The following is a 22,272-nucleotide window of genomic DNA, read 5'->3' as shown; positions in this document are numbered from 1 at the left end:
GGGCCCCACCCCGGATGCATGTCCTCGTCGTCCCCTGTCCCCAGGAGCCTTGCTCATGCCTGTCCTCACCTCCACGCGCCGCCTGCTGGCCGCGTCCCTGACCGCCGCCCTAGCGGCCACCGGTCTCGCCCTCGCTCCCACGGCCGCCCCGACCGCCGCGGCCGCCGACGCCGACATCGTCGCGATCCCCGACCCCCAGCTGAAGGAAGCGGTCAACGCGGCCCTCGGTGGGGATCGCGAGCCCACCAAGGACGTCACCGAGGCCGAGGCGCGAACCCTGACCTCGCTCACCGCCGCCGGGGAGCCGGGCGTCACGAACCTCGCCGGGATGGCGGCGTTCACCGGGCTGAGGACGCTGACCCTCGATGCTGACCGCGGACTGAGCGACGTGAGCCCGCTGCGCGGTCTGCCACTCACCGGCCTGTCCGTCACCGGCGGAGCGCTCCAGGGCACCCTGAGCAGCATCGGCGCGATCACCACCCTCACCGGCCTGACGCTGACCGACAACCGGCTCTTCGACGTCACCCCGTTGACCGGCCTCATCAGGCTGACGCAGCTGTCGGTCGCCCGGAACCAGATCGCCGACGTCTCACCGCTCGCGCAGCTCACCGGCGTGAGCTGGTTCGACCTGACGAGCAACCGCATCACCGACGTGACCCCGGTCTCGGCGATGACGAGACGGGACTACCTGTACCTGTCGGACAACCGGATCGAGAACGTCGCCCCGCTGGCCGGCTACCGGAACACCCCGTTCGGCACCCAGGCCGGGCGGCTCGTGGTCGACGGGAACCGGATCGCCGACCTGTCCGCCTTCCGCACCTTCTCCGCGCAGCCGGCCTCCGGAGACCAGCAGGTGTACGCCGGCGCGTACCAGCCCGGCGGTGTCTCGGTCCCGCTGGCCCGCGCCGACTCCGAGGTGCTCCCCATCCAGCCGGTGAGCGCGAACGAGGGGACCTACGACCGGTCCACGGGCGCCCTGACCGTCACCGATCCTGCGGCGGCCAGCATCGACCTCGACCCCAGCTGGCGCGTGCACCTCTCCGCGGCTCCGAAGGACCCTGCCGTCGTCGGAGCCGCAGGGGTGAACCAGACGCTGCGGGCCTCGGCCGGCAGCGAGACGCGGCCCGGCTGTGCCCCGGCGTACCAGTGGCAGCGCGAGGGGGTCGACGTCCCGGGCGCCACGGACGAGCGGTACGTGCTGAGCGCGGCGGACATCGGCAGCCGGATCACCGTGCAGGTGACCTGCGGCGACCGCGAGGGCAGCTCCGCCCCGACCGCCTCGGTGGCCGGGACGACCGCCGGCGCGGCGGCGATCACGCCCAGCCAGACACAGCAGACCGGCGTGGTCGGCGACCCGACCAACCCGACGATCACCCTGAACGTCGGGCAGACCCGGGCCGACGGCACCCGGGTGAACCCGGAGGCGCTCACCGTGACGGCGATCTCCAGCAGCAACACCACGGTGCTGCCGCTCTCCGGGGTGCGGGTGAGCGGCGCCGGGCCGGTGCGCACGGTGTCCTTCGACCCGGCCCTGCGCGGCAGCTCGACGTTGTCGTTCCGGGTCGCGGGCGAGAACGGTGCGACGGCGAACGTGACGGTCAACTACTACGTCTCGATCCGCACCACGCCGACCAGTCGGGTGCTGATCGGGCAGGGCGACTCCTCCACGGCGCTCGACGCCGGCGACGGCTACCTGTTCGTGGCCGACGACGAGCGCAGCGACCTGGCGCTCTACCACCCGCAGGCCTCCGGCCCCGCGGTGTGGGAGGGGGAGGTGCTGCAGAGCGGGGAGATCGACTTCGAGTCCTCGGCCCGGAAGGGCGACACGGCGTACTTCTTCGGCTCGCACGGCAACAAGAAGGCCGGTGACCTGCAGAGCAGCCGGCAGGTCGTCTTCGCGATGACCCTCAGCGGCACCGGCCGCGACGCCCGGCTCACCAAGCGCGCGGAGTACCGCGGCCTGCGCACCGACCTGCGGGCCTGGGACCGGGCCAACGGCGACGCGCTGGGCCTGCACGCCGCCATGAGCGAAGGGGTCCAGCCCGACCTCGCGAACGGCTTCAACCTGGAGGGCGCCGAGTTCTCGCCCGACGGCTCCGAGCTCTACCTCGCGTTCCGCTCGCCCGGGATCCAGGTCGACGGGGAGTACCGGGGACTGATCGTGCCGGTGACCAACTTCGACCGGCTCTTCACCGGAGCGGCGACCAAGGCGACCTTCGGGGAGCCGATCCTGCTCGACCTCGACGGGCAGACCATCCGTGAGATCCGCAAGAACGAGGCTGGGCAGTACCTCATCGTCGGCGGCACCCCCGGCATGTGGACCAGCGCCAGCACCCAGTCGCTCTTCGCCTGGACCGGGTACGCCGAGGACCCGGCCGTCGAGCTGACGACCGAGATCGGCAAGGACCTCGAGCCCTTCCACACCGACAACGCCGGCGCCTGGGAGGGGATCGGCGCGCTGCCCGACGACCTGGCCGAGGGCGGTGAGGTGCGGCTGATCATGGACCAGGGCTACGACGCGCTCTACGGGAACAAGGATGAGAACAAGAAGAACCCCCTGCTGATCCGCAAGGCGCGGATCGACACCTTCACCCTCGCCGGGAACCTGGGGCTGAAGGCCGAGCTCTCCGGGCCGCTGGCCTTCGCCGACCAGCCCGCGCAGAGCATCAGCCCGGTTCGCAAGGTCACCGTGACCAACACCGGCTCCGAGAAGGTCCGCATCAGCCAGGTCTACGTCACCAGCGACACCGGGCACGCCGACGAGTTCCTGGTGAGCAGCAACACCTGCGCGTACGCCGTCCCGGGACCCGGGGCGTCGTGCGAGATCGGCGTACGGTTCGCGCCCACCGCAGAGCACGGCGCCTCGACGGCGCGGCTCGTCGTCCGGAGCAACCTGCCCGGATCGGCCCGCACGGTCGAGCTGAGCGGGACCGCCACGACCCTGCCGCAGGGCCCTCCCGGTGTGCCCGGCGCTCCGGGCGGTCCGGGAGAGGACGGCGAGGACGGCGCTCCGGGGCCGCAGGGACCGCAGGGACCTCCGGGACTGACGGGGCCCCAAGGCCCGGCGGGCACGGTCGGGATCAGCGCGGTCTCGCGGACCGTGTCGGTCGATCGCCGCGGCCGGGTCCGGATCCCGTTCCTGGTCCAGAACCGCACGGAAGGCGCAATCTCGGCGACGCTGCGTGCGAAGACCCCGGCGGCGCTGCGTGCATCCGGTGCGAAGAGGCTGCGGATCACCCGCCTCGGCGCGGGCAGGAAGGCCACCTACGCGTTCGTGCTGAGGGTCGGTGCGAAGGCGAGGGCCGGCCGGCACCAGGTCCGGGTCACGTTCGAGCTCGGTGGGGCCATGGTCACCCGGACCGTCGTCGTCCGCCTGCCCCGCCGCTGACAGCAGGTTTCAGGGTCGGACGGTGACCCGCGCCCTCGCGACGCTCCTGCGGACGTCGACGGTGGTGTGGGGCACCGTCCGGCTGAAGGCCCGGAGGGTGACGGTGACGCGCACCCGGGCACCGGTCCGGACCTTCGGGCTCTTCCTGAGCCGGACGACCCCCACGCCGTTCTCCAGCGACGGGCGGTAGGTGCGCCTCGCTCCGGCGACCCGGAGGGTGACCGGCAGGTCGAGCTGCGACCCGGCCAGCCCGGCCACCCGCACCACCACCCGGATTCGACGACCGCTCAGCGCCTTGACCCTGATCGCCGCGGAGGCGGACGTGTGGGTCGGGCTCGGGGTGGGTCTGATCGTGGGGGCGATCGTGGGGGTGATCGACGGCCTGCTCGACGGGGTGGCTGACGGCGTGGGCGAGGTGGTCTCGTCGGGCGTCGCCGAGGGTGACTCGGTCGGCGTCGGGTCCGCCGTCGGGTCCGGTGTCGGCTCGACCGGTGCCACGCAGCTCAGCGTCCCCTCGCGGATCGAGTAGCCGCCGCTCTCGTCGTCGTCGGCCCACCAGGCCGGCTTGCGCCCGCCGGTCCCGTCGTCGGTGCACTCGGCGTCCGGCGCGAACGCGAACCCCTCGTGGTTGGCGTTGGCCAGCCCGCCGGGACGCAGATAGACGTGGCTGAGCGCGAACGCGCCGCGCTGGTCGCCACTGGTGGCGATCTCGTACGTGGCGGACCGGCCCTGGCAACCGTTGTCGCAGGTCGCCCAGAGCCGCTGGTGGTCGCCGTCCCACTGCAGGTCCATCAGCGCGGCTGCGCCGAGCGTCCGGGCGGCGTTCGTCGGCCGGATGGTGGCGATGCGGTGATGCCCCTCGGTGCTGTGGTCGAGGGCGTACGCGTAGATGATGCCGGTCTGTTCCACACCGACGAAGAACAGTCCGTCCCCGTGGTCGGGGTAGGCGCTGGGCACGTAGGGGCCGGCGGCGCGCTCGTCGACGAGACCCGCTGCCGTCAGGACGCTGTCGGGCACCCAGGCGACGGACTCGAACCCCTTGTTGGGGTCGACGGCCGGCAGGTCGCCGGTCAGGTCCCACCGCCGGGTCGGCGTCAGGGACTGGCCGCTCCCGCCGACGTCGTACCGCAGCACGGTCAGGCTGGACACGTTCTTGTTGGAGTTGCTGCGCTCCGAGGCCACGTAGACGCCTCCGGAGGACCCGGCCGCGGTGATCGTCACCCCCTCGGCGTCGGGGCTGGAGGAGTTGCCCGGGTTGCGCAGCGGCTTGCCCGCCGACCAGCCGTCGCTCGTCGCCGGGACCCAGTCGGTGCCGCTGCGCTCGAGGCGGTAGAGGGTGGCGGGGTCGTTGCGGACCGCCCACAGGGTCGCGGCCCTCCCTGCGGCGGCCGGCTCGTAGACCAGCCCGGACAGGTCGGTGCCGAATTGCCCGGCCACGGACGCGGTGGTGACCTGGCTCCCGCCGGGCCAGGCCTCGGCGGCGCTCGGCGGCGTCCCGTCGTACGCCGCCGCCCCGGTGTCGGCGTGGGCGATCAGGACGCCGACCAGGGAGAGGGAGGCCGTCGTCACGACCACGTGGAGTCCGACCTGCCGCCGGGGGGATCTCGTCCGCACGGCGGGCAACGTAGCGACGGCAGATGAACACTTGTCGACGCCGGTCGCTACGGTGGCGGACATCACAAACTCGTGTCCGGGAGGAAGCCGTGCTCGTCCCCTTCAGCGTCTCCGACTTCATCGACCGCGCCGTGCAGGTGTACGGCGAGCGGGTCGGGGTGGTCGACGAGCCGGACCAGCCGGCACCGGCTCTGGGCAACGCGCGGGGCGAGCTGACGTACGCCGAGATCGGTGAGCTGGCGCGTCGCCAGGCGGCCCGGCTCGACGAGCTCGGCATCGGGGTCGGCGAGCGGGTCGCGATCGTCAGCCACAACAGCTCGCGGCTGCTGACGTCGTTCTACGGCGTCGCCGGCTTCGGGCGGGTGCTGGTGCCGGTGAACTTCCGGCTGCGCCCCGAGGAGGTGCAGTACATCGTCGACCAATCCGGCGCCCGGGTGCTCTACGTCGACCCCGAGATCGACGAGGCACTGGCGTCGGTGACCTGCGAGCACCGATTCGTGCTGGGCGACGACGAGAGCCTGTACGCCGCGCCCGGCGCCGAGCCGACGCCGTGGGAGCCCGACGAGAACGCCACGGCGACCATCAACTACACCTCCGGCACGACCGCGCGACCCAAGGGCGTGCAGATCACGCACCGCAACATCTGGATCAACGCGACCACCTTCGCGATGCACGCCGGTGTCACCGACCGGGACGTCTATCTGCACACCCTCCCGATGTTCCACGCCAACGGGTGGGGACATCCGTTCGCCGCCACCGGCCTGGGGGTGAAGCACGTGGTGATCCGCAAGATCGACGGCGCCGAGATCCTGCGCCGCGTCGAGCAGCACGGCGTCACCTACCTGTGCGCGGCCCCGGCGGTGGTCTCGGCGGTGCTGGAGGCTGCGCAGGACTGGGACGGACCGATTCCCGGTCGGAACAAGGTGCGGATCATCGTCGCCGGGGCCCCGCCGCCGACCCGCACGGTCGCTCGGGTCGAGGAGGAGCTCGGCTGGGAGTTCATCCAGATCTACGGCCTCACCGAGACCTCGCCGCTGCTGACCGTCAACCGCTCGCGCCAGGAGTGGGACCACCTCAGCGCCGAGGAGCGCGCCGCCAAGCTCGTGCGGGCGGGCGCGCCGGCCCTCGGCGTCACCCTCTCGCTCGGGCCGGACGACGAGGTGCTGGCCCGCTCGAACGTCGTGCTCGAGGGCTACTGGGAGAAGCCGGACGAGAGCGCCGCGGCGCTCGCCGACGGCTGGTTCCACACCGGCGACGGCGGCACGATCGGCGACGACGGCTACCTGACGATCAGCGACCGCAAGAAGGACGTGATCATCACCGGCGGCGAGAACGTCTCCTCGATCGAGGTCGAGGACGTGCTGTTCAGCCACCCGGCGGTCTCCGAGGTCGCGGTCATCGGCGTACCCGACGAGAGATGGGGCGAGACGATCAAGGCTCTGGTGGTGCTGACGCCGGGCGAGTCGGTCACCGAGCACGACCTGATCGCCTGGTGCAAGGACAAGGCAGCCGGCTACAAGGCCCCGACGTCGATCGAGTTCCGCGACGAGCTGGCCCGTACGGCGACCGGCAAGCTGCAGAAGTTCAAGCTGCGGGCGCCGTACTGGGAGGGCCGGGGTCGGCAGGTCAACTAGGTCTCGATACGCCCGCTCGTTCCTCGCGGGCTACTCGACCACCGAGGGGTGCGGGCTACTCGACCACCGGGGGCCGGACGTCCAGCACGACCTCGAACTCCAGCAGGTCGGCGCCGGAGGCGACCGGCTTGCCGTGCTCGCCGCTGTGGGCGGCGCGGGCGCTGCCGTCGCGCCAGGCGGCGAACGACTCCTCGTCCTCCCACTGGGTCACAACGAAGTAGCGCTCCTCGCCGGCGACCGGGCGGAGCAGCTGGAAGCCGAGGAAGCCGGGGGAGCCGTCGACGGTGCCGGCTCGGGCGGCGAACCGCTTCTCCAGCTCCTCGTGGGCCTGCGGCGGGACGGAGATGGCGTTGATCTTCACTACGGGCACGGGCTCACGCTAGCGGTTGCCTCGATAGCCTCCGGGGCATGACCACCCTCAGTGACGTCGTCGACCTGCTGCACGGCTGGTACCCGCCTGCGACGGCGGACTCGTGGGACGCCGTCGGGCTGGTGGCGGGCGACCCGGCGGACCCGGTCGCGAAGGTGATGTTCGCGGTCGACCCGACGTACGACGTGGCCCGGGAGGCCGCCGACTGGGGCGCCGACCTGCTGGTCGTGCACCACCCGCTGTTCCTGAAGCCGGTGCACGGGGTGGCCGCGACCACGCCGAAGGGGCGCACCCTCGCGACCCTGTCCCGGGCCGGCTGCGCGCTGCTGAGCGCGCACACCAACGCCGACCAGGCGGTCGGCGGGGTCTCGGAGGCGATGGCGACCGCGCTCGGGCTGAGCGACCAGGCGCCGATCTTGCCCGCGCCGGCCGAGCCGCGCGACAAGCTGACGACCTTCGTGCCGCTGGCCGACGCCGAGGCGGTGCGTTCCGCGCTGGGGGCGGCGGGCGCGGGCCGGATCGGCGACTACGACCAGGCGTCGTTCAGCGCGTCGGGTCAGGGCCGGTTCCGGCCGCTGGCGGGCGCGAATCCCGCGATCGGCGCCGTCGGTGAGCCGGAGGTCGTCGAGGAGGAGCGGATCGAGGTGGTGCTGCCGCGGTCGCGTCGTACCGCCGTCGTACGGGCGCTGCTCGCCGCCCACCCCTACGAGGAGCCGGCCTGGGACCTCACCGAGCTCGCCGACGCCGGCCTCGCGACGACGGGGACGGGGCGGATCGGGACGGTGCCAGAGCAGACCCTGCGGTCCTTCGCCGAGTCGGTCGCGCGGGCCCTGCCCCAGACCGCCCACGGGGTGCGGGTCGCGGGCGACCCCGAGCGCGTCGTACGACGGGTCGCGCTGTGCGGGGGAGCCGGCGACTTCCTGCTCGACACGGTGCGTCGGAGCGACGCGGACGTCTACGTGACCAGTGACCTGCGGCACCACCCGGCGTCGGAGTTCCTGGAGCAGGACGGCCCCGCGCTGGTCGACGTCGCGCACTGGGCAGCCGAGTGGACCTGGCTGCCGGTGGTGGAGGCGCGGCTGCGGGCCGCGCTGGGCGATACGGTGGAGACCCGGGTCAGCGTCGCCGTCACCGACCCGTGGACGTTCCGCCCCTGAACCAGCCGTAACCCACGCCAGGAGACTCCGCTGAAAGCCGATCCGATCGCCCAGCTCAAGCTGCTCGACCTCCAGGCCCTGGACGCCCGCGCCGACCAGCTGCGCCATCAGCGGGCGACGCTCCCCGAGACCGCCGAGATCACCACGCTGCAGGCCTCGCGCACCGAGCTCGACAACCGTGCCCGCGACGCCCGGATCGTCGTCGACGACCTGACCGCGGAGCAGGGCAAGGTCGACGCCGACGTCGAGCAGGTCAAGACCCGCCGCACGCGCGACCGCGACCGGATGGACCGCGGACTGATCACCAACCCCAAGGACCTGGAGCGGATGACCCACGAGCTCGAGTCGCTCGAGCGCCGGATCTCGACGCTGGAGGACGAGGAGCTCGAGGTGATGGCCCGGCTCGAGGACGTCCAGCGCGACCTCGACTCGGTGGCCGCCGAGCTGGCCGAGGTCGACGAGAAGCTGGCCGCCCTGACCGCTTCCCGGGACGAGAAGGCGGCCGCGATCGATGCCCAGCTCGTCGACGTCGAGGCGCAGCGCGGCCCGTCCGTCGAGGGGCTCCCGGCCGACCTGCTGGGGCTCTACGACAAGCTGCGCGCCCAGAAGGGCGGCGTGGGCGCGGCCGAGCTGCGGCAGCGCCGGTGCACCGGCTGCCAGCTCGGCATCGACAACGCCGAGCTCGCGGTCATCAGGTCGCTGCCGGCCGACACCGTCGTCCGGTGCGAGGAGTGCTCGCGGATCCTGGTGCGGACGGCCGAGTCCGGGCTGTGAGTCTCGACAGGCTCGACCGCCGATGAAGGCTCGACCACCGGTGAAGGGCCCGACCTCGGTCGTCATCGAGGCCGACGGCGGCTCGCGGGGCAACCCGGGGCCGGCGGCGTACGGCGCGGTCCTCAAGGACGCCACGACGGGCGAGGTCCTCGCCGAGGACGGCACCACGCTCGGCGTCGCCACGAACAACGTCGCGGAGTACAACGGCCTGATCGCCGGGCTCCGGCTGGCCCGGGAGTTCGCGCCGGACGCCGAGATCGAGGTCCGGATGGACTCCAAGCTCGTCGTCGAGCAGATGTCGGGCAACTGGAAGGTCAAGCACCCCGACATGAAGGTGCTCGCGGCGGAGGCGAGCCGGCTGGCGCCGGTCGGGACGTCGTACACCTGGATCCCGCGGGAGCGGAACTCGTACGCCGACCGGCTCGCCAACGAGGCGCTCGACGGCAAGCGGTCCGGCGTCAGCGTGCCGGGCGAGGCCGACAACTCGGCGATCGAGGAGGCCGAGAAGCCGTCCCGCGGCTGGTCGGCGTCCGTCGGGGCGCCGACGACGCTGGTGCTCGTGCGCCACGGGGTCACGGCGCACACGGTCGACAAGCGGTTCTCGGGTGGGCTGGCGAGCTCCAACCCGGGGCTCAGCGACGAGGGGCGCGCCCAGGTGCGCGCGGCCGCGGCCTGGCTCTCCCCAATCGCGGAGCGGGTCGACGTGGTGGTCGCCTCGCCGGTGCGTCGTACGGCGGAGTCCGCGGCGATCGTCGGCGAGACGCTCGGACGCCCCGTCGTCGAGGAGCACGGCTTCGCGGAGATGGAGTTCGGTCACTGGGACGGGCTGACCTTCGGCGAGGTCGCCGAGCGGCACCGGGCCGAGATGGACAGCTGGCTGGGGTCGCTGGACGTCGCGCCCACGGGCGGGGAGTCCTTCCGGACCGTCGAGAAGCGGGTGCTGGACGGGCTGCAACGCGTGCTCGACGCGCACGCCGGCCGCACTGTCGTGGTGGTCAGCCACGTGACGCCGATCAAGACCCTGGTCGCGCACGCAATGGGAGCGCCGCTGGACGCGGTGTTCCGGATGGAGCTGTCGCCGGCGTCCGTGACGGTGGTCGCGTTCTACCCGGACGGCAAGAGCTCGCTGCGCCTCTACAACGCGCTGCCGCCGGAGAACGACGCGTTCGCCGATCCCGGCCGCTGGTAGAACGACCGGGTGCTGAGCCGCCACCACCAGATCGCGCTGTTCGATGTCGGTTCGGGTCGGGTGCTGGTCGTCGACGGTCCTCTGCCGCGCCAGATCTACCGGGCACAGCCCGCCGACTCACGCTGGGAGTTGGCCACGGTCGTGGGCGAGGTGATCGACCGGCTCGCGGAGACGCGGGCCGAGGACCGGTAGCGCTCAACCCACATACCGGCGCGCTCGATGCGTCGAGGGTCGACGCCGTCTTCGAGCAGGGCGACGAGGCGTGCGGCCAGCCGGTCGGGCGGTCCCTGGGGCACGGTGAGGTCAGCGTCGAGCCCGGTGACCCGGTCACCGTCGGATGCCGCCCACATGCACAGGTCGGGACGCAGTTCCCGAACGTGCCGTACGACCGCCCGCGCCCGGGTCTCCCACCCTCGTGCTGCCATCGCGGAGCGGACGACGCCCAGATACTCCTCGGCGTCAAACGTGAAGGTCGACAGGCCCGGATGACGAGGCCCGGATGACGAGGGCTGGCGAAGTCGGGGTCCCAGGACGTCATGGGATCGGGACTGTCCTCGGGGTCCGGCAGGGCGGCGTCGTAGGCGCCGGTCAGACACCGGAAGTCGCTCCACTCCACGACGTCGCCACGACGGGCGACGAGGCCGGCGACGTTGGCGCAGGAGAACTCACCGCAGCCGCAGCCGTAGAAGGCGATCCGCCGGGGCAGGTCGACGGGGAGGAGGGCGCCCGAGTCGAGGATGTCGGCGGGATCGTTGCCACGGTCGATGCCGCCGACCGCCAGCAGGTCATCCCCGTCAATGAGCAGGCGGACCTCAGGGTAGTTCGCCGCCGCTTGGTCGACGCGGATCGTGAGCGTGTGCACATGGCCGGCGTCCTGGACCGGACTCGCTCCTGCAACGGGATTGAGGGGCAAGGCAGGTCCCCGCGCCTGTGGGTTGCCGGCTGCCCGGGTCGACCGCCGGGATCACCGGTGCGGAGCAGTCCTGGGCGGAGCGGTTCGTGACGGTGGCTGAGGTGCGACGCGCCCAGTGCCGAGCCTCGAAGTCCGGTGGGTCGAGAGGCAGCCTGTGGTCGGCGCGTCCGTTTGGCTGACGGGGTTTCGAGGCTCGCTCCGCTCGCAACTCAACCAGCGTCGGAGAAAGCTGCGGTGATCGGGCGCGAAGGACGCCGGCACTGCGCCGCTTTGCCTCTCCGGGCGCGCCTGTAGCCCTGACTGGCGGTGCCAGTCAGGGCTGCAGGATGCCAGCTGGTCAGGCGAGGGCGATGGTGCCGGTGCGGTCGCGTTGGAAGACCAGACCGTTGGGACTTCGCCAAACGAACGAGGTGTCGTCGACCTTGTCGTAGCGCCACCGGGTGTGCGTCTTGCCCCGGTGATGTCGCCGGCACAGTGGCGCGATGTTGCAGTCACACGTGGGTCCGCCGCGGGCGGCGGGGTCGATGTGATCGCAGTCCGCGCGCCGGGCCGGTTTGTGGCACCAGGGGAACACACAGGTGTGTTGGAGCAGGACCTGACGCTCGCGGAGCCGATCCGGGGTCTCGTAGGCATCCACGTGGACGTGGCCGGTGAGGTCGATGACCGGCTTCACGACCACCTGGGTGTCGGGGTTCGCACACCAGGTCTTGACCTGGTCGGCGGAGACGAACGAGCGGGTCTCCTCCACCCGCGCCAGCTGCAGGTCACTCCCGGACCCGGCGAGCGCCGCTTCGGAGAGGTGCACATGGAGCAGGACCTGGCGGGCCTTGGGTCGGTCCTCGTTGTCCGCAGCTGCGAGGTCCAACGAGAGCTGGCGCCGGGCCAGGTCGCCCACCGCGATCGAGCGGCGGACATCGAGCGGCGCGTCCAGGCCGAGGGCGCCGAGGTCGCGGGCTCGGCGGGCGACGGCGTCCTCCAGGTCGAGGGCGTCGGCGAGGTCGAGGGTGCCGTGGACGTCGACGCAGCCGTCGAAGGAGACCTGGCGGGACTCGATGTCGAAGTGCCGCGCCTCCTGGGCCGCGACCTGGCGCGCGATGGCTTCGCCGGGGTCGAACCGGACCCGGGCCTCTTCCACGGTGCGGTCGAGCTGAGCGATCGAGACCTTGTGGGCCACCGCATGCAGGTGCGCGTCGACGTACGCGGCACCCGCGAGCGGGAGGTCGAGCGTGGACTTCGCGATCCGCCGCGCCTTCCACACCGGCAGCGCCAACGCCTGGACCCGCGCGTAGAGCCGCGGAAGGCGGTGCGCCAGCTCGACCGCCTCACCGAGATACATCCGTCCGGCGTCCGAGGAGAGGCCGAGAGCCGCGGCGAACTCCAACACACAGAACTCCGCGACCAGCGGGGCACCCTCGCCCGCGATCGTCGCGGCGCCCTCAGCGCCCGGAACGATCGTCGCGGCGTCGTCGTAGGAGTCCGTGGCGTGCATCCCCGCCCAGGCCACGGCGGCGGCCAGCTGGTGGGCGGCTGCTCGGGTCTCGGCTTGGCGCGCGGCACCGACGTAGGCGAGCAACGCGGATGCGTTGTCGCAGTCGTGGAGTTTCCGAGTGGCCATACAAGTATGGTATTCGCGGCCACCGACAGTCGAGGATCTTCATCCACAACAGCGTCCGGTCGCACCAGAGGTCGAGCAGTGAAGGCGCTCTGGCGCCTGAGCGCCCGTCGAGACCCCCACACCCGAGCGCCGACATCAGCCGCCGTGGTGCCGCTGCTCACGCCGTACCTCGGCTCGCCGGGTTTCGAGGCTCGGCGCTGGGGCGCCTCACACCTCAACCAGCGTCACTGAGCGTCCGCAAGGGTGACCACAGCGGTCGACCCGAGGCGGCCGCCAACCCACAGGCCACCGCGACCAGGTACGACGAGTGCCGCCTACGGCGCCCCCGCCATCTCAGTGATCCTTGAAGCAGCGCAGAGCAGACCGGAGACCGCAACCCACGCCGTACCCGGCGCCGCTTCTCGGCTCACTGGATCTCGACGGGCGTCAGGCGCAGAGCGCCTTCCTGCTCGATCACCGGGCCTACCGCCGTACCTCGGCCCGCCGGGTTTCGAGGCTTGGCGCTGGGGCGCCTCGCACCTCAACCAGCGTCAGGAACCGCTGCGCGAGCGACGGCTTCGCAGCGGTGACCACAGCGGTCGACCCGAAGCAGCCGGAAGCCCCCAGGCGACCGCGACCAGGTACGACGAGTGCCGCCTACGTAGACCCGGCTGTCTCAGTGATCTTTGAAACGGCCGCGAGCCAACCGGAGACCGCAGCCCCACGCCGTACGTCGGCTTACTGGATCTCGACGGGCGTCAGGCGCAGAGCGCCTTCCTGCTCGATCACCGGGCCTACCGCCGTACCTCGGCTCGCCGGGTTTCGAGGCTTGGCGCTGGGGCGCCTCGCACCTCAACCAGCGTCAGTCAGAGATCGCTGACGATCACGTCCAGCTGGCCGCCGTCGACCTCGACCACCCAGCCGAGGTCGCCCAGTGCCTCGGCGAGGCGGGCGGGGGTGCGGGGGTTGGCGCCGTCATCGAGGAGGGCGCGGACGATGCGGCCCTTGGTGGCCTTGTTGAAGTGGCTGACGACCTTGCGGACGCCGCCGACCTCGTGCAGCACCCGCACGGTCGCGACCCGGGCCGACGCGGGCGGGCGCCAGAACGCGGCGTACATGCCGCTGCGCAGGTCGACGAGCAGGCCGTCGCCGACGGCCTCCTCGAACGCCGGGCCCAGCTCGGAGCGCCACAGGCCGGCGACCGGGCCGAGGCCGGGGAGCGAGGTGCCACCGGAGAGGCGGTACGCCGGGATCCGGTCGCCGGGTCGGACCAGTCCGAAGACCGAGGAGGTGACGGCGAGCCGCGTGGTGGCGCGACGGCGGGCGGCGGTGGAGAGGGTGGCGACGTCGAGGGCGTCGTACACGACCCCGGCGTACACCTGGTCGGCCCGCGCTGTCGGCGCGGAGGCGAGGCGGGCGTCGAGGGCGACCAGGTCGTGCTGGGTGCTGCCGACCTCGAGGATCTTGGCGGCGACGTCGACCGGCCCCGAGCACAGGGCCACGAGCGCGGCGATCACCGACTCGCGCGCGGGGGTCAGCGAGGGGAAGGACAGGGAGGCCAGATCGAGGGACTTCCCACGTCGCGGCTCGGTCTTGCCCTCGGAGGGCGGTAGGACGATCAGCACGGTGGGTATGTTGCCGTCATGCCCAGCAACCGCGTGGTCCGGGTCCGGTCGTCGAGTGAGGGCGGGGCTCCGGCCGCGTTCCGAGACGGCGTCGTACGCCTGCAGCAGGAGCTGGGCGTGACGCCCGACTTCCCGCCGGAGGTCGAGGAGGCCGCGGCGCGCGCCGCCCGGTCGCCGCGGCTGCCCGACCTGGACCGCACCGACCTGCCCTTCCTGACCATCGATCCCGAGGGCGCGCGCGACCTCGACCAGGCGCTGCACCTGGAGCGCGACGGGGACGGGTACGTCGTGCGCTACGCGATCGCCGACGTCGCCGCGTTCGTCGAGCCCGGCGGCCCGGTCGACCTGGAGGCCAATCGGCGCGGCGAGACGCTCTACGGCGCCGACATGAAGGTGCCGCTACATCCGAAGGTGATCTCCGAGGACGCCGGCTCGCTGCTGCCCGACCAGGTGCGCCCGGCTCTGCTGTGGACGATCCGGATCACCGGCGAGGGCGAGCGCACCGAGGTCACCGTCGAGCGGGCACGGGTGCGCTCCACCGCGCAGCTGACGTACGACGACGCGCAGCGCGCCATCGACGGCGGCGAGGGCCCGGAGACGCTGACCCTGCTGAAGGAGGTCGGCGAGCTGCGGCTGGCCCGCGAGGCCGCCCGGGGCGGGGTCTCGCTGCCGCTGCCCGAGCAGGAGGTCACGGTCGAGGGGGACTCCTGGTCGCTGGAGTTCCGCTCGCTGCTGCCCGTCGAGGAGTGGAACGCCCAGATCTCGCTGCTCACCGGCTTCGCGGCGGCGTCGCTGATGGTCTACGCCCGGGTCGGACTGCTGCGCACCCTGCCGGAGGCGGACCCGCGCGACGTCAAGCGCCTGCACCGCGAGGCGCGCGCCCTGGGCATCGAGTGGCCGGCGGAGATGCTCTACCCCGACTTCATCCGCACCCTCGACCCCTCGAAGCCCAAGCACGCCGCGATGGTGGTCGCCTGCACGAGCCTGCTGCGCGGGAGCGGGTACGTCGCCTTCGACGGCGAGGTGCCCGCCGACCCCCAGCACGCCGCGCTCGCCTCCGAGTACGCCCACGTCACCGCCCCGCTGCGCCGGCTGGGCGACCGGTACGCCGGTGAGATCTGCGTCGCGCTGTGCGCCGGCACCGACGTACCTGCCTGGGTGCTCGAGGCGCTGCACGGACTGCCGAAGACGCTCCAGGACTCCACCCGCCGCTCCCGGCTGTACGAGAGGGGGGTGCTGGACCTGGTCGAGGCAGGCCTCCTCTCCACGCGGGTCGGCGAGGTCTTCGACGGCGTCGTCGTCGACGTCCGCGACGACGACCCGAAGCGCGGCATCCTCACGCTGCGCGACCCGGCCGTCGAGGCTCCGGTCCGCTCCGAGCGCGACCTGCCGCTCGGCACCGACGTGCAGGCCCGGCTCACCGTCGCCGACGTCGTGACCCGGAAGGTCGAGCTGGTCGTCGAGTGACGGAGTCCGGTTCGAGCTCTGCGGTCGGGTGCGGGGGTCTCGACGGCGCTCAGGACTCCGTCCTTCGCTGCTCGCCCAACGGTGCGACCGTACGCTCGAGGCCATGACCGTCGCACCCCTGCCGACCGTGGTCCTCGACGCGCGCTTCGCCCGCGAGCTGCCGGAGCTGGCGCTGGCCTGGCAGGCCGAGGCGACGCCCGAGCCGCGGCTGCTGGTGCTCAACGAGCCGCTGGCCGCCGAGCTCGGCCTCGACGCCGCCGCCCTGCGGACGCCCGCGGGCCTCGGCCTGCTGACCGGGACCCGGCCACCGGAGGGGGCGACCCCGGTCGCGCAGGTGTACGCCGGCCACCAGTTCGGCGGCTACAGCCCCCGGCTCGGTGACGGCCGAGCACTGCTCCTCGGCGAGCTGGTCACGCCGACGGGTGAGCTGCGCGACCTGCACCTGAAGGGCTCGGGCCGCACCCCGCTGGCCCGCGGCGGCGACGGGTTGGCGGCGGTCGGGCCGATGCTGCGCGAGTACGTCGTCAGCGAGGCCATGCACGCCCTCGGCATCCCCACGACCCGCTCGCTGGCGGTGGTCGCGACCGGTCGTCCGGTGCGCCGCGAGACGGTTCTCCCGGGCGCCGTCCTCGCCCGGGTCGCCCGCAGTCACCTGCGCGTGGGCAGCTTCCAGTACGCCGCTGCGACCGGCGACGTCGACCTGCTCCGGCGGCTCGCCGACCACGCGATCGCCCGCCACCACCCCGAGGCGGCCGCCGCGCCCGCGCCGTACCGTGCCCTGTTCGAGGCGGTCGTCGACGTCCAGGCGTCGCTGGTCGCGCAGTGGATGCTGGTCGGCTTCGTGCACGGCGTGATGAACACCGACAACATGACGATCTCCGGGGAGAGCATCGACTACGGGCCGTGCGCGTTCCTCGACGCCTTCGACCCGGCGACGGTCTTCAGCTCGATCGACGAGCAGGGCCGCTACGCCTACGCCAACCAGCCGGTCGTCGCCGAGTGGAACCTCGCCCGGCTCGCCGAGGCGCTCCTGCCGCTGCTGCACGACGACCAGGAGCAGGCCGTCGCGCTCGCCGTCGAGTCGCTCGGCACCTTCCGGGTCCGCTACACCGAGGCGTGGGCGAGCGGCCTGCGGGCCAAGCTCGGCCTGCCCGCGGGGCTCGACGACGCCGTCGCGACGCCGCTGCTCGACGAGATCTCCGAGCTGATGAGCGGCAGCCGGGTCGACTTCACGTCGTTCTTCCGCGCGCTCGGCCGGGCCGCCCGCGGCGACGCCGAACCGGCGCGGGGGATGGTCCTCGACCTGGCGGCGTTCGACGCCTGGGCCGAGCGCTGGCGCGCGGTCGGGCCCGACGCGGACGCGATGGACCGGGTCAACCCGGTCTACGTCCCGCGCAACCACCTCGTCGAGGAGGCGCTGGAGGCCGGCACCGCCGGCGACCTGGGACCGCTGGAGAGGCTGCTCGACGCGGTCACCGCGCCGTACGACGAGCGGCCCGGGCTGGAGCGGTACGCCGCACCCGCACCGGCCGAGTTCAACGCCGGCTTCCGGACGTTCTGCGGGACCTGACGCTCAGTGGGCCAGCTTGAGGCCCACGATGCAGGAGACCAGCCCCAGGATCAGCAGCACCTTGACCAGGCTGACCGGCTCGTCGCCGGTGACCATCGCGTAGACGACGGTCAGGGAGGCGCCGACGCCGACCCAGACGGCGTACGCCGTCCCGGTCGGGAGGCTGCGCATGGCGTAGGCGAGGCCCACCATGCTGGCCACGACGGTGACGCCGAAGACCACGGTGGGGCCGAGCCGGGTCAGGCCGGCGGAACGGCCGAGAGCCGTCGCCCAGACGGCCTCCAGGACACCGGAGAGGACGAGCACGAGCCAGGGCACGAGGGACTCCTTCGTGGCCGTCTTGTCGCGTGCCGGGTACGGCTCCCTCGTCCGGCGGCCATGTCAGTGACCGTCCGTCGAGCCTAGCAACGGCTCGGTGCCTCCATTCGCGCGGACTCGGCCCTACATTCGCGCGGACTCGGCGAAGGTGGGGAGGGTGCCGGCGGGGTCGGTCCAGGCCGCGCGGAAGGACGGGTGCAGGTGCAGGCCCGCGACCTCGTCGACGGGGACCCAGCGGTGCGCGTCGCTCTCGGAGCGGTCCTCGAGGACCAGCCCGGTGAGCGGGACGCCGAGCAGGGTCTCGTAGACCCAGCCGCCGCAGGTGGCGACGTACGAGCCGCGCAGCGCGACCGCCGCGGCGTCGACACCGAGCTCCTCGTGCGCCTCGCGGAGGGCGGCGTCGGCGTACGACTCGCCGGCCTCGCGCGCGCCGCCCGGGATCGACCAGGTCCCGCCCTGGTGGGCCCAGCGGGCCCGGAGCTGGAGCAGCACCCGGCCGCGGTCGGCGAGCAGCAGGCCGGCCGCGCCCCGCTGCCCCCAGTGCGCATGGCCGCGATCACAGGCCGCCCAGCTCGCACTCAACACGGGCCCAGTGTGCCCGCACCGTAGGCTCTGCGGCGATGAGCTCCCTCGCCCGCCGTCTCGCCCAGGTCCTCGTCGCGTGGGTCGCCTACGGTCTGATGGCCGCCCTCGTCGCCCTGCCGGTGGCCGTGGTCTGGGCACTCCAGCACGCGTCGTTCGAGGACCGGCTCGGGGCGTTCCCGGTCGAGATCTCGCTGGCCCACGACGGCCGCTCGACCGTCGACACGGGTCTGCTCGGGAAGATCTACTGGGAGCGCACGGGCGCCGGCGGCTTCGGTGCGCACGTCCGCTCCACCGGGCCGCCGGAGGCGGGCGGCACGCTGTCGTCGTACGTCTCACCCGACTTCCTGCAGGCCAACGCGGCCTTCGTCGACGACCCCGGCGAGGTCGCCCGGGTGTACGGCGCCGAGCTGCGCGACCAGGTCGTCGGGGGACTGGTCCGGCTCGAGCTGGTCGTCGCGGTGGTGGTGGGTGGCCTGCTGACCGCGGCGTTCCGTGGCGGCGCCCCGCCCGGGTCCCGGCGGCTCACGGCTGCGGTCGTGGTGGCCTCGCTCGGAGTCTCCTCAGTGGTGGCCCTGCAGGCCTTCCAGGCCTGGTCGGACACGGACGAGACGGTGGAGACCCACCCGATGCCGGGCTTCGACGGGATCTCGTTCAGCAGTCCCCAGACCGTCGAGGTCGCCCAGCAGGTGCAGCCGTTCATCGAGAAGAACCAGACCCGGTTCGCCGCCGACGCGCGGGCCTACGCCGACGCCGTCGCGGCGTCCTTCGAGACCGTGCTGCCGGTGCACGCCGAGGCGCTGACCCCGCGTGAGGGGGAACGGATCGTGCTCGCCGAGGCCGACCCCCAGGGCAGTCTGGTCGGCACCCGGGTCCGCCGCGCGATGTACCCCGAGCTGGCCGAGGCGCTGGGCGAGGACGCCCTCACCGTGCGGACCATCTCGGGTGACATCAGCTCCAACGGCACGGTGGCCGAGGAGGGGTTCGTGAAGGGGGAGGCGACCGCCAGCCCGGAGCTCCCGACGGTGGCGGTGAAGGGAGACCACGACTCCGACACCACCGTCGACCAGCTGCGCGAGCACGACGTGGACGTGCTCGACCTGGAGACGCTGGACGTCGACGGGCTCACCCTCGTCGGCGCGGCCGATCCGGCGTTCAAGGCGCTCTTCGGAGGCCTGGTCACCAACGAGTCGGGCCTGGAGGAGGCCGACCTCGGCGCCGAGCTCCGCAAGGTCGTCGACGAGGAGACCGACGAGGACCAGCCGGTCGTCGCGCTGCTGCACCAGCCGCGGGCGGTCGCGGGCTACCTCGGCATCACCGGCACCGTCCAGCTGACCGACACGATCGGCCACGAGACGCAGCCCTGGGACGACGGCATCGACGACGTGCCGCCCGGGCTCGTCGACTACGGCCACCTGCACGACGTCGCCGGGCCGTGGGTCGTCTGGAACACCGGCGACGCCGACGACCCCGACCACGAGGTCACCTGGACGGTCGTGAGCCAGCTCGGCACCTCAGGCGGGGTGCTCGAGGCGCCGACGTTCAACCGGTTCTCGACGCCGTTCTCGGTGCCGCTGAAGACCGTCAGCCTGCAGCTGCAGTACGTCGACGGCGAGTCCGGGCTGCAGACCGGGTACGCCGCCATCGACGTCAGCGTCGACGGCACGGTGACCATCTCCGACCGGGTCGACCTGGGGCTGCCCGGCGGGCAGCCGATGACGCGCTCCGAGCTCGGCCTGGACGGAACGACGCCGTGAAGGTCCTGGTCACCGGCGGCGTGCGGTCCGGCAAGTCGCGGCACGCGGAGTCGCTGCTGGCGGATGAGGACGCGGTCACCTACGTCGCACCCGGGCCGGTCCGCGACGACGCCGACTGGCAGGCGCGGATCGCGGCCCACCGGGCGCACCGGCCGGCCACGTGGACGACCCTGGAGACGGGCGACCTCGCGACGGCGCTGGCCGTCGACGGGCCGGTGCTGGTCGACTGCCTCGGCACCTGGCTGACCAGGCTCGTCGACGACGCCGGCCTCTGGGAGGCGCCGAGCGACGAGGTGACGGCGTACGTCGAAGAGCGCACCGCCGTCGCCGTCGCCGCGCTCGCCGGTGCGATCGGACCGGTGGTGCTGGTGACCAACGAGGTCGGGCTGGGCGTGGTGCCCGAGCACCGGTCGGGACGGCTGTTCCGGGACCTGCTCGGCACCGTCAACCAGCGCGTCGGCGCGGCCTGCGACGAGGTGCACCTCGTGGTCGCCGGCCGCGTGCTGAGGCTCTAGACCCAGCACCAGCCGAGCAGGGTGACGGCGAGGGCGACCTCGATCGCGGCGCCGAACACGTCGCCCGTGACCCCGCCGAAGCGTCGTACGGCCCGGCGGACCAGCAGGACCACGGCCAGTCCGCCGGCGACGGAGAGCAGCAGACCGCCGACCGCGGCCACCGGCACCGGCACGGTCCGGGCGAAGCTCACGCCGAGCCCGTCCGCCCGGGCGGGCGGCACGACCGAGCAGCACACGATCCACAGCGCGCAGCGCGACAGGCAGACCAGCGCGCCGGCGACCAGGGCGCCCCGGGTGGAGGTGCCGAGCGGGGCGAGCGCGGCGACCTGGACGCCGAGCACGACCACGGTCGCGACCACGCCGGCCGGCCCGGACGTCCCGGACTTCATCACGGCCAGCGAGCGCTCGGCGTCGTACGACGCGGTCAGGCCGTCGGCGACGTCGGACAGGCCGTCCCAGTGCAGGGCGCGGCTGCCGGCGGCCAGCGCCCCGACGGCGACGAACGCGACCGCGAGCGGCGGCAGCTCGGCGAGGTCGCCGAGCAGGAGCACCGCCGTCACGAGCGCGCCGAGGGGCAGGACCGCGATCGGGGCGAGCAGCAGGGCCCGCCGCGCGACGGCCCGGTCGACCCGGGTCGGGGCGCCGATCGGCAGCGCCGTCAGGGTGCCGACGGCCAGACGCCAGGCGTCGCTCACAGCTCGCTGAGCAGCGCCACGTCACGCAGCAGGGCGACGGCCGAGCGCAGCACCGGCACCGCCGCGACGGCCCCGGAGCCCTCGCCGAGCCGGAGCCCGAGGTCGAGGACCGGCTCCAGGCCGAGCTTGTCGAGCGCGAGCGACTGGGCGGGCTCGGTCGAGCGGTGGCCGGCGGCGAACCAGGCCGCTGCGCCGGGCTCGATCCGGTCGGCCGTCAGGGCGCAGGCCACCGACATCAGACCGTCCAGGAGGACGGGGACGCCGCTGCGGGCCGCCTCGAGCAGGTAGCCGGTCGTCGCGGCCAGGTCGGCGCTGCCCAGGGCGGTGAGGGTGTCGACCGGGTCCTGGGTGCGGTCGCCGGCGCGGTGCAGGGCCTGCTCCAGGACCACGGTCTTGCGGGTCAGCCCGGCCTCGTCGACGCCGGTGCCGCGGCCGACGACCTCGCTGGCGGGCAGGCCGAGACCGGCCGCGACCAGGGCCGCCGCCGGGGTGGTGTTGCCGATTCCCATGTCGCCGCTCAGCAGCAGCTGCGCTCCCGCGGCGATCTCCTCCGCCGCGACACTCGCGCCGGCCTCGAGGGCCTGCCGGGTCTCGTCCGCGGTGAGGGCGTCCTCGCGGTGGATGGCCCCGGAGCCCCGTCGTACCTTGTGGGCGGTGACGTCGGCCGGCACTCCCGCCAGGTCGTCGTCGACGCCCAGGTCGAGGACCCGCACGTGCACGCCGTGGGCGCGGGCCAGGGCGCTCACGCCGGCCCGACCGGCGAGGAAGGTGCGGACCATCGCGGGGGTGATGGCCGGCGGGTACGCCGAGACGCCGTACGACGCCACGCCGTGGTCGCCGGCGAAGATCACCAGGCGGACGTGCTCCAGCTCGCGCGGCGGGACGACCCCCTGCGCGGAGGCGACCCAGACCGCGAGATCACCGAGTCGGCCGAGCGCTCCCCCCGGCGTGGCGAGGGCCCCGAGCCGGCGCTCGGCCTCGGCTCGGACGATCGGCGACGGGCTCCGCAGCATGGGTCCTCCTCAGGATGCCGACCTCCGCCGGCTCCGTCGTAGCGTAGGGCCGCACCCGCTGGACGGTGTCGGCGCCGTACACCGGATCCAGGCTCGG

The 22,272-nt window shown here is 73.2% G+C and carries 18 protein-coding genes and 1 riboswitch; of the genes, 10 read left to right on the top strand and 8 right to left on the bottom strand.

All coding sequences use genetic code 11. The features are described 5' to 3' along the window. Window positions 1-55: 55 nt before the first annotated feature. Window positions 56-3,388, top strand: a complete 3,333-nt coding sequence (locus tag MUB56_RS21495) for a hypothetical protein (protein WP_244929058.1) — start codon at window positions 56-58, stop codon at window positions 3,386-3,388. 9 nt (window positions 3,389-3,397) lie between these two features. On the opposite strand, the gene MUB56_RS21490 is transcribed toward MUB56_RS21495, so the two are convergent. Then, window positions 3,398-5,002: a hypothetical protein gene (locus MUB56_RS21490; RefSeq protein WP_244929057.1), complete on the bottom strand. Its 1,605-nt coding sequence runs from the start codon at window positions 5,000-5,002 to the stop codon at window positions 3,398-3,400. Window positions 5,003-5,091: 89 nt separating this feature from the next. Here MUB56_RS21490 and MUB56_RS21485 point away from each other — a divergent pair, with 89 nt between their 5' ends. Then, window positions 5,092-6,636 (top strand): AMP-binding protein, encoded by a 1,545-nt coding sequence (locus MUB56_RS21485; RefSeq protein WP_244929056.1) that lies wholly within the window; start codon window positions 5,092-5,094, stop codon window positions 6,634-6,636. A gap of 55 nt (window positions 6,637-6,691) precedes the next feature. On the opposite strand, the gene MUB56_RS21480 is transcribed toward MUB56_RS21485, so the two are convergent. Then, the gene (locus MUB56_RS21480; RefSeq protein WP_244929055.1) at window positions 6,692-7,006 is read right to left on the bottom strand and encodes an antibiotic biosynthesis monooxygenase; all 315 of its coding nucleotides are present in this window, start codon (window positions 7,004-7,006) and stop codon (window positions 6,692-6,694) included. Window positions 7,007-7,044: 38 nt separating this feature from the next. Between MUB56_RS21480 and MUB56_RS21475 the strand changes: the two genes are divergently transcribed. From MUB56_RS21475 to MUB56_RS21460, 4 genes are all read left to right on the top strand, one after another. Further along, window positions 7,045-8,163, top strand: coding sequence for a Nif3-like dinuclear metal center hexameric protein (locus tag MUB56_RS21475; protein WP_244929054.1), 1,119 nt, complete (start codon window positions 7,045-7,047; stop codon window positions 8,161-8,163). Between the two features lie 285 nt (window positions 8,164-8,448). Next, window positions 8,449-8,937 (top strand): C4-type zinc ribbon domain-containing protein, encoded by a 489-nt coding sequence (locus MUB56_RS21470; protein ID WP_244929053.1) that lies wholly within the window; start codon window positions 8,449-8,451, stop codon window positions 8,935-8,937. Window positions 8,938-8,977: 40 nt separating this feature from the next. Beyond that, complete coding sequence (locus MUB56_RS21465) at window positions 8,978-10,126, top strand: bifunctional RNase H/acid phosphatase (RefSeq protein WP_244929052.1); 1,149 nt, start codon at window positions 8,978-8,980, stop codon at window positions 10,124-10,126. Window positions 10,127-10,135: 9 nt separating this feature from the next. Then, on the top strand, window positions 10,136-10,318 hold the full coding sequence (locus tag MUB56_RS21460) for a hypothetical protein (protein ID WP_244929051.1): 183 nt from the start codon (window positions 10,136-10,138) through the stop codon (window positions 10,316-10,318). A 1,058-nt stretch (window positions 10,319-11,376) separates the two neighbouring features. On the opposite strand, the gene MUB56_RS21455 is transcribed toward MUB56_RS21460, so the two are convergent. Then, a complete protein-coding gene (locus MUB56_RS21455) occupies window positions 11,377-12,654 on the bottom strand; it encodes an HNH endonuclease signature motif containing protein (RefSeq protein ID WP_244929050.1) in 1,278 nt (425 codons plus the stop codon). An 845-nt stretch (window positions 12,655-13,499) separates the two neighbouring features. Next, window positions 13,500-14,258: a peroxide stress protein YaaA gene (yaaA, locus tag MUB56_RS21450; protein ID WP_244929049.1), complete on the bottom strand. Its 759-nt coding sequence runs from the start codon at window positions 14,256-14,258 to the stop codon at window positions 13,500-13,502. An 18-nt stretch (window positions 14,259-14,276) separates the two neighbouring features. Here yaaA and MUB56_RS21445 point away from each other — a divergent pair, with 18 nt between their 5' ends. Continuing rightward, a complete protein-coding gene (locus MUB56_RS21445; RefSeq protein WP_244929048.1) occupies window positions 14,277-15,725 on the top strand; it encodes an RNB domain-containing ribonuclease in 1,449 nt (482 codons plus the stop codon). 103 nt (window positions 15,726-15,828) lie between these two features. Continuing rightward, on the top strand, window positions 15,829-17,295 hold the full coding sequence (locus tag MUB56_RS21440; RefSeq protein ID WP_244929047.1) for a protein adenylyltransferase SelO: 1,467 nt from the start codon (window positions 15,829-15,831) through the stop codon (window positions 17,293-17,295). 3 nt (window positions 17,296-17,298) lie between these two features. On the opposite strand, the gene MUB56_RS21435 is transcribed toward MUB56_RS21440, so the two are convergent. Next, window positions 17,299-17,613: a multidrug efflux SMR transporter gene (locus MUB56_RS21435; protein ID WP_244929046.1), complete on the bottom strand. Its 315-nt coding sequence runs from the start codon at window positions 17,611-17,613 to the stop codon at window positions 17,299-17,301. A gap of 10 nt (window positions 17,614-17,623) precedes the next feature. After that, window positions 17,624-17,689, bottom strand: a riboswitch (guanidine-III (ykkC-III) riboswitch). A gap of 47 nt (window positions 17,690-17,736) precedes the next feature. After that, a complete protein-coding gene (locus MUB56_RS21430) occupies window positions 17,737-18,198 on the bottom strand; it encodes an NUDIX hydrolase (RefSeq protein ID WP_244929045.1) in 462 nt (153 codons plus the stop codon). Window positions 18,199-18,233: 35 nt separating this feature from the next. On the opposite strand from MUB56_RS21430, the gene MUB56_RS21425 reads away from it, so the two are divergent. Beyond that, window positions 18,234-19,952, top strand: coding sequence for a hypothetical protein (locus tag MUB56_RS21425; protein ID WP_244929044.1), 1,719 nt, complete (start codon window positions 18,234-18,236; stop codon window positions 19,950-19,952). Further along, the gene (locus MUB56_RS21420; protein ID WP_244929043.1) at window positions 19,949-20,467 is read left to right on the top strand and encodes a bifunctional adenosylcobinamide kinase/adenosylcobinamide-phosphate guanylyltransferase; all 519 of its coding nucleotides are present in this window, start codon (window positions 19,949-19,951) and stop codon (window positions 20,465-20,467) included. The genes MUB56_RS21425 and MUB56_RS21420 overlap by 4 nt, the downstream gene beginning before the upstream one ends. Here MUB56_RS21420 and MUB56_RS21415 read toward each other — a convergent pair. After that, entirely contained in the window at window positions 20,464-21,162 is a 699-nt protein-coding gene (locus MUB56_RS21415; protein ID WP_244929042.1) for an adenosylcobinamide-GDP ribazoletransferase, read from the bottom strand. The genes MUB56_RS21420 and MUB56_RS21415 overlap by 4 nt on opposite strands. After that, window positions 21,159-22,175: a nicotinate-nucleotide--dimethylbenzimidazole phosphoribosyltransferase gene (gene cobT / locus MUB56_RS21410; protein WP_244929041.1), complete on the bottom strand. Its 1,017-nt coding sequence runs from the start codon at window positions 22,173-22,175 to the stop codon at window positions 21,159-21,161. Before cobT ends, MUB56_RS21415 begins: the two co-directional genes overlap by 4 nt. Between the last annotated feature and the right edge of the window lie 97 nt (window positions 22,176-22,272).

This window comes from Nocardioides sp. W7 (assembly GCF_022919075.1).
GTDB lineage: Bacteria > Actinomycetota > Actinomycetes > Propionibacteriales > Nocardioidaceae > Nocardioides.
Note: the sequence above shows the minus strand (reverse complement) of the source record. Positions and strands in the feature narration are given on the sequence as shown.

Bases quoted from the DNA above. Each gene is read 5' to 3' on its own strand.
- MUB56_RS21495 (WP_244929058.1), top strand. From the start codon at position 56: ATGCCTGTCCTCACCTCCACGCGCCGCCTGCTGGCCGCGTCCCTGACC.
- MUB56_RS21475 (WP_244929054.1), top strand. From the start codon at position 7,045: ATGACCACCCTCAGTGACGTCGTCGACCTGCTGCACGGCTGGTACCCG.
- MUB56_RS21470 (WP_244929053.1), top strand. From the start codon at position 8,449: ATGGACCGCGGACTGATCACCAACCCCAAGGACCTGGAGCGGATGACC.
- MUB56_RS21455 (WP_244929050.1), bottom strand. From the start codon at position 12,654: ATGGCCACTCGGAAACTCCACGACTGCGACAACGCATCCGCGTTGCTC.
- MUB56_RS21445 (WP_244929048.1), top strand. From the start codon at position 14,277: ATGCCCAGCAACCGCGTGGTCCGGGTCCGGTCGTCGAGTGAGGGCGGG.
- MUB56_RS21440 (WP_244929047.1), top strand. From the start codon at position 15,829: ATGACCGTCGCACCCCTGCCGACCGTGGTCCTCGACGCGCGCTTCGCC.
- MUB56_RS21425 (WP_244929044.1), top strand. From the start codon at position 18,234: ATGAGCTCCCTCGCCCGCCGTCTCGCCCAGGTCCTCGTCGCGTGGGTC.
- cobT (WP_244929041.1), bottom strand. From the start codon at position 22,175: ATGCTGCGGAGCCCGTCGCCGATCGTCCGAGCCGAGGCCGAGCGCCGG.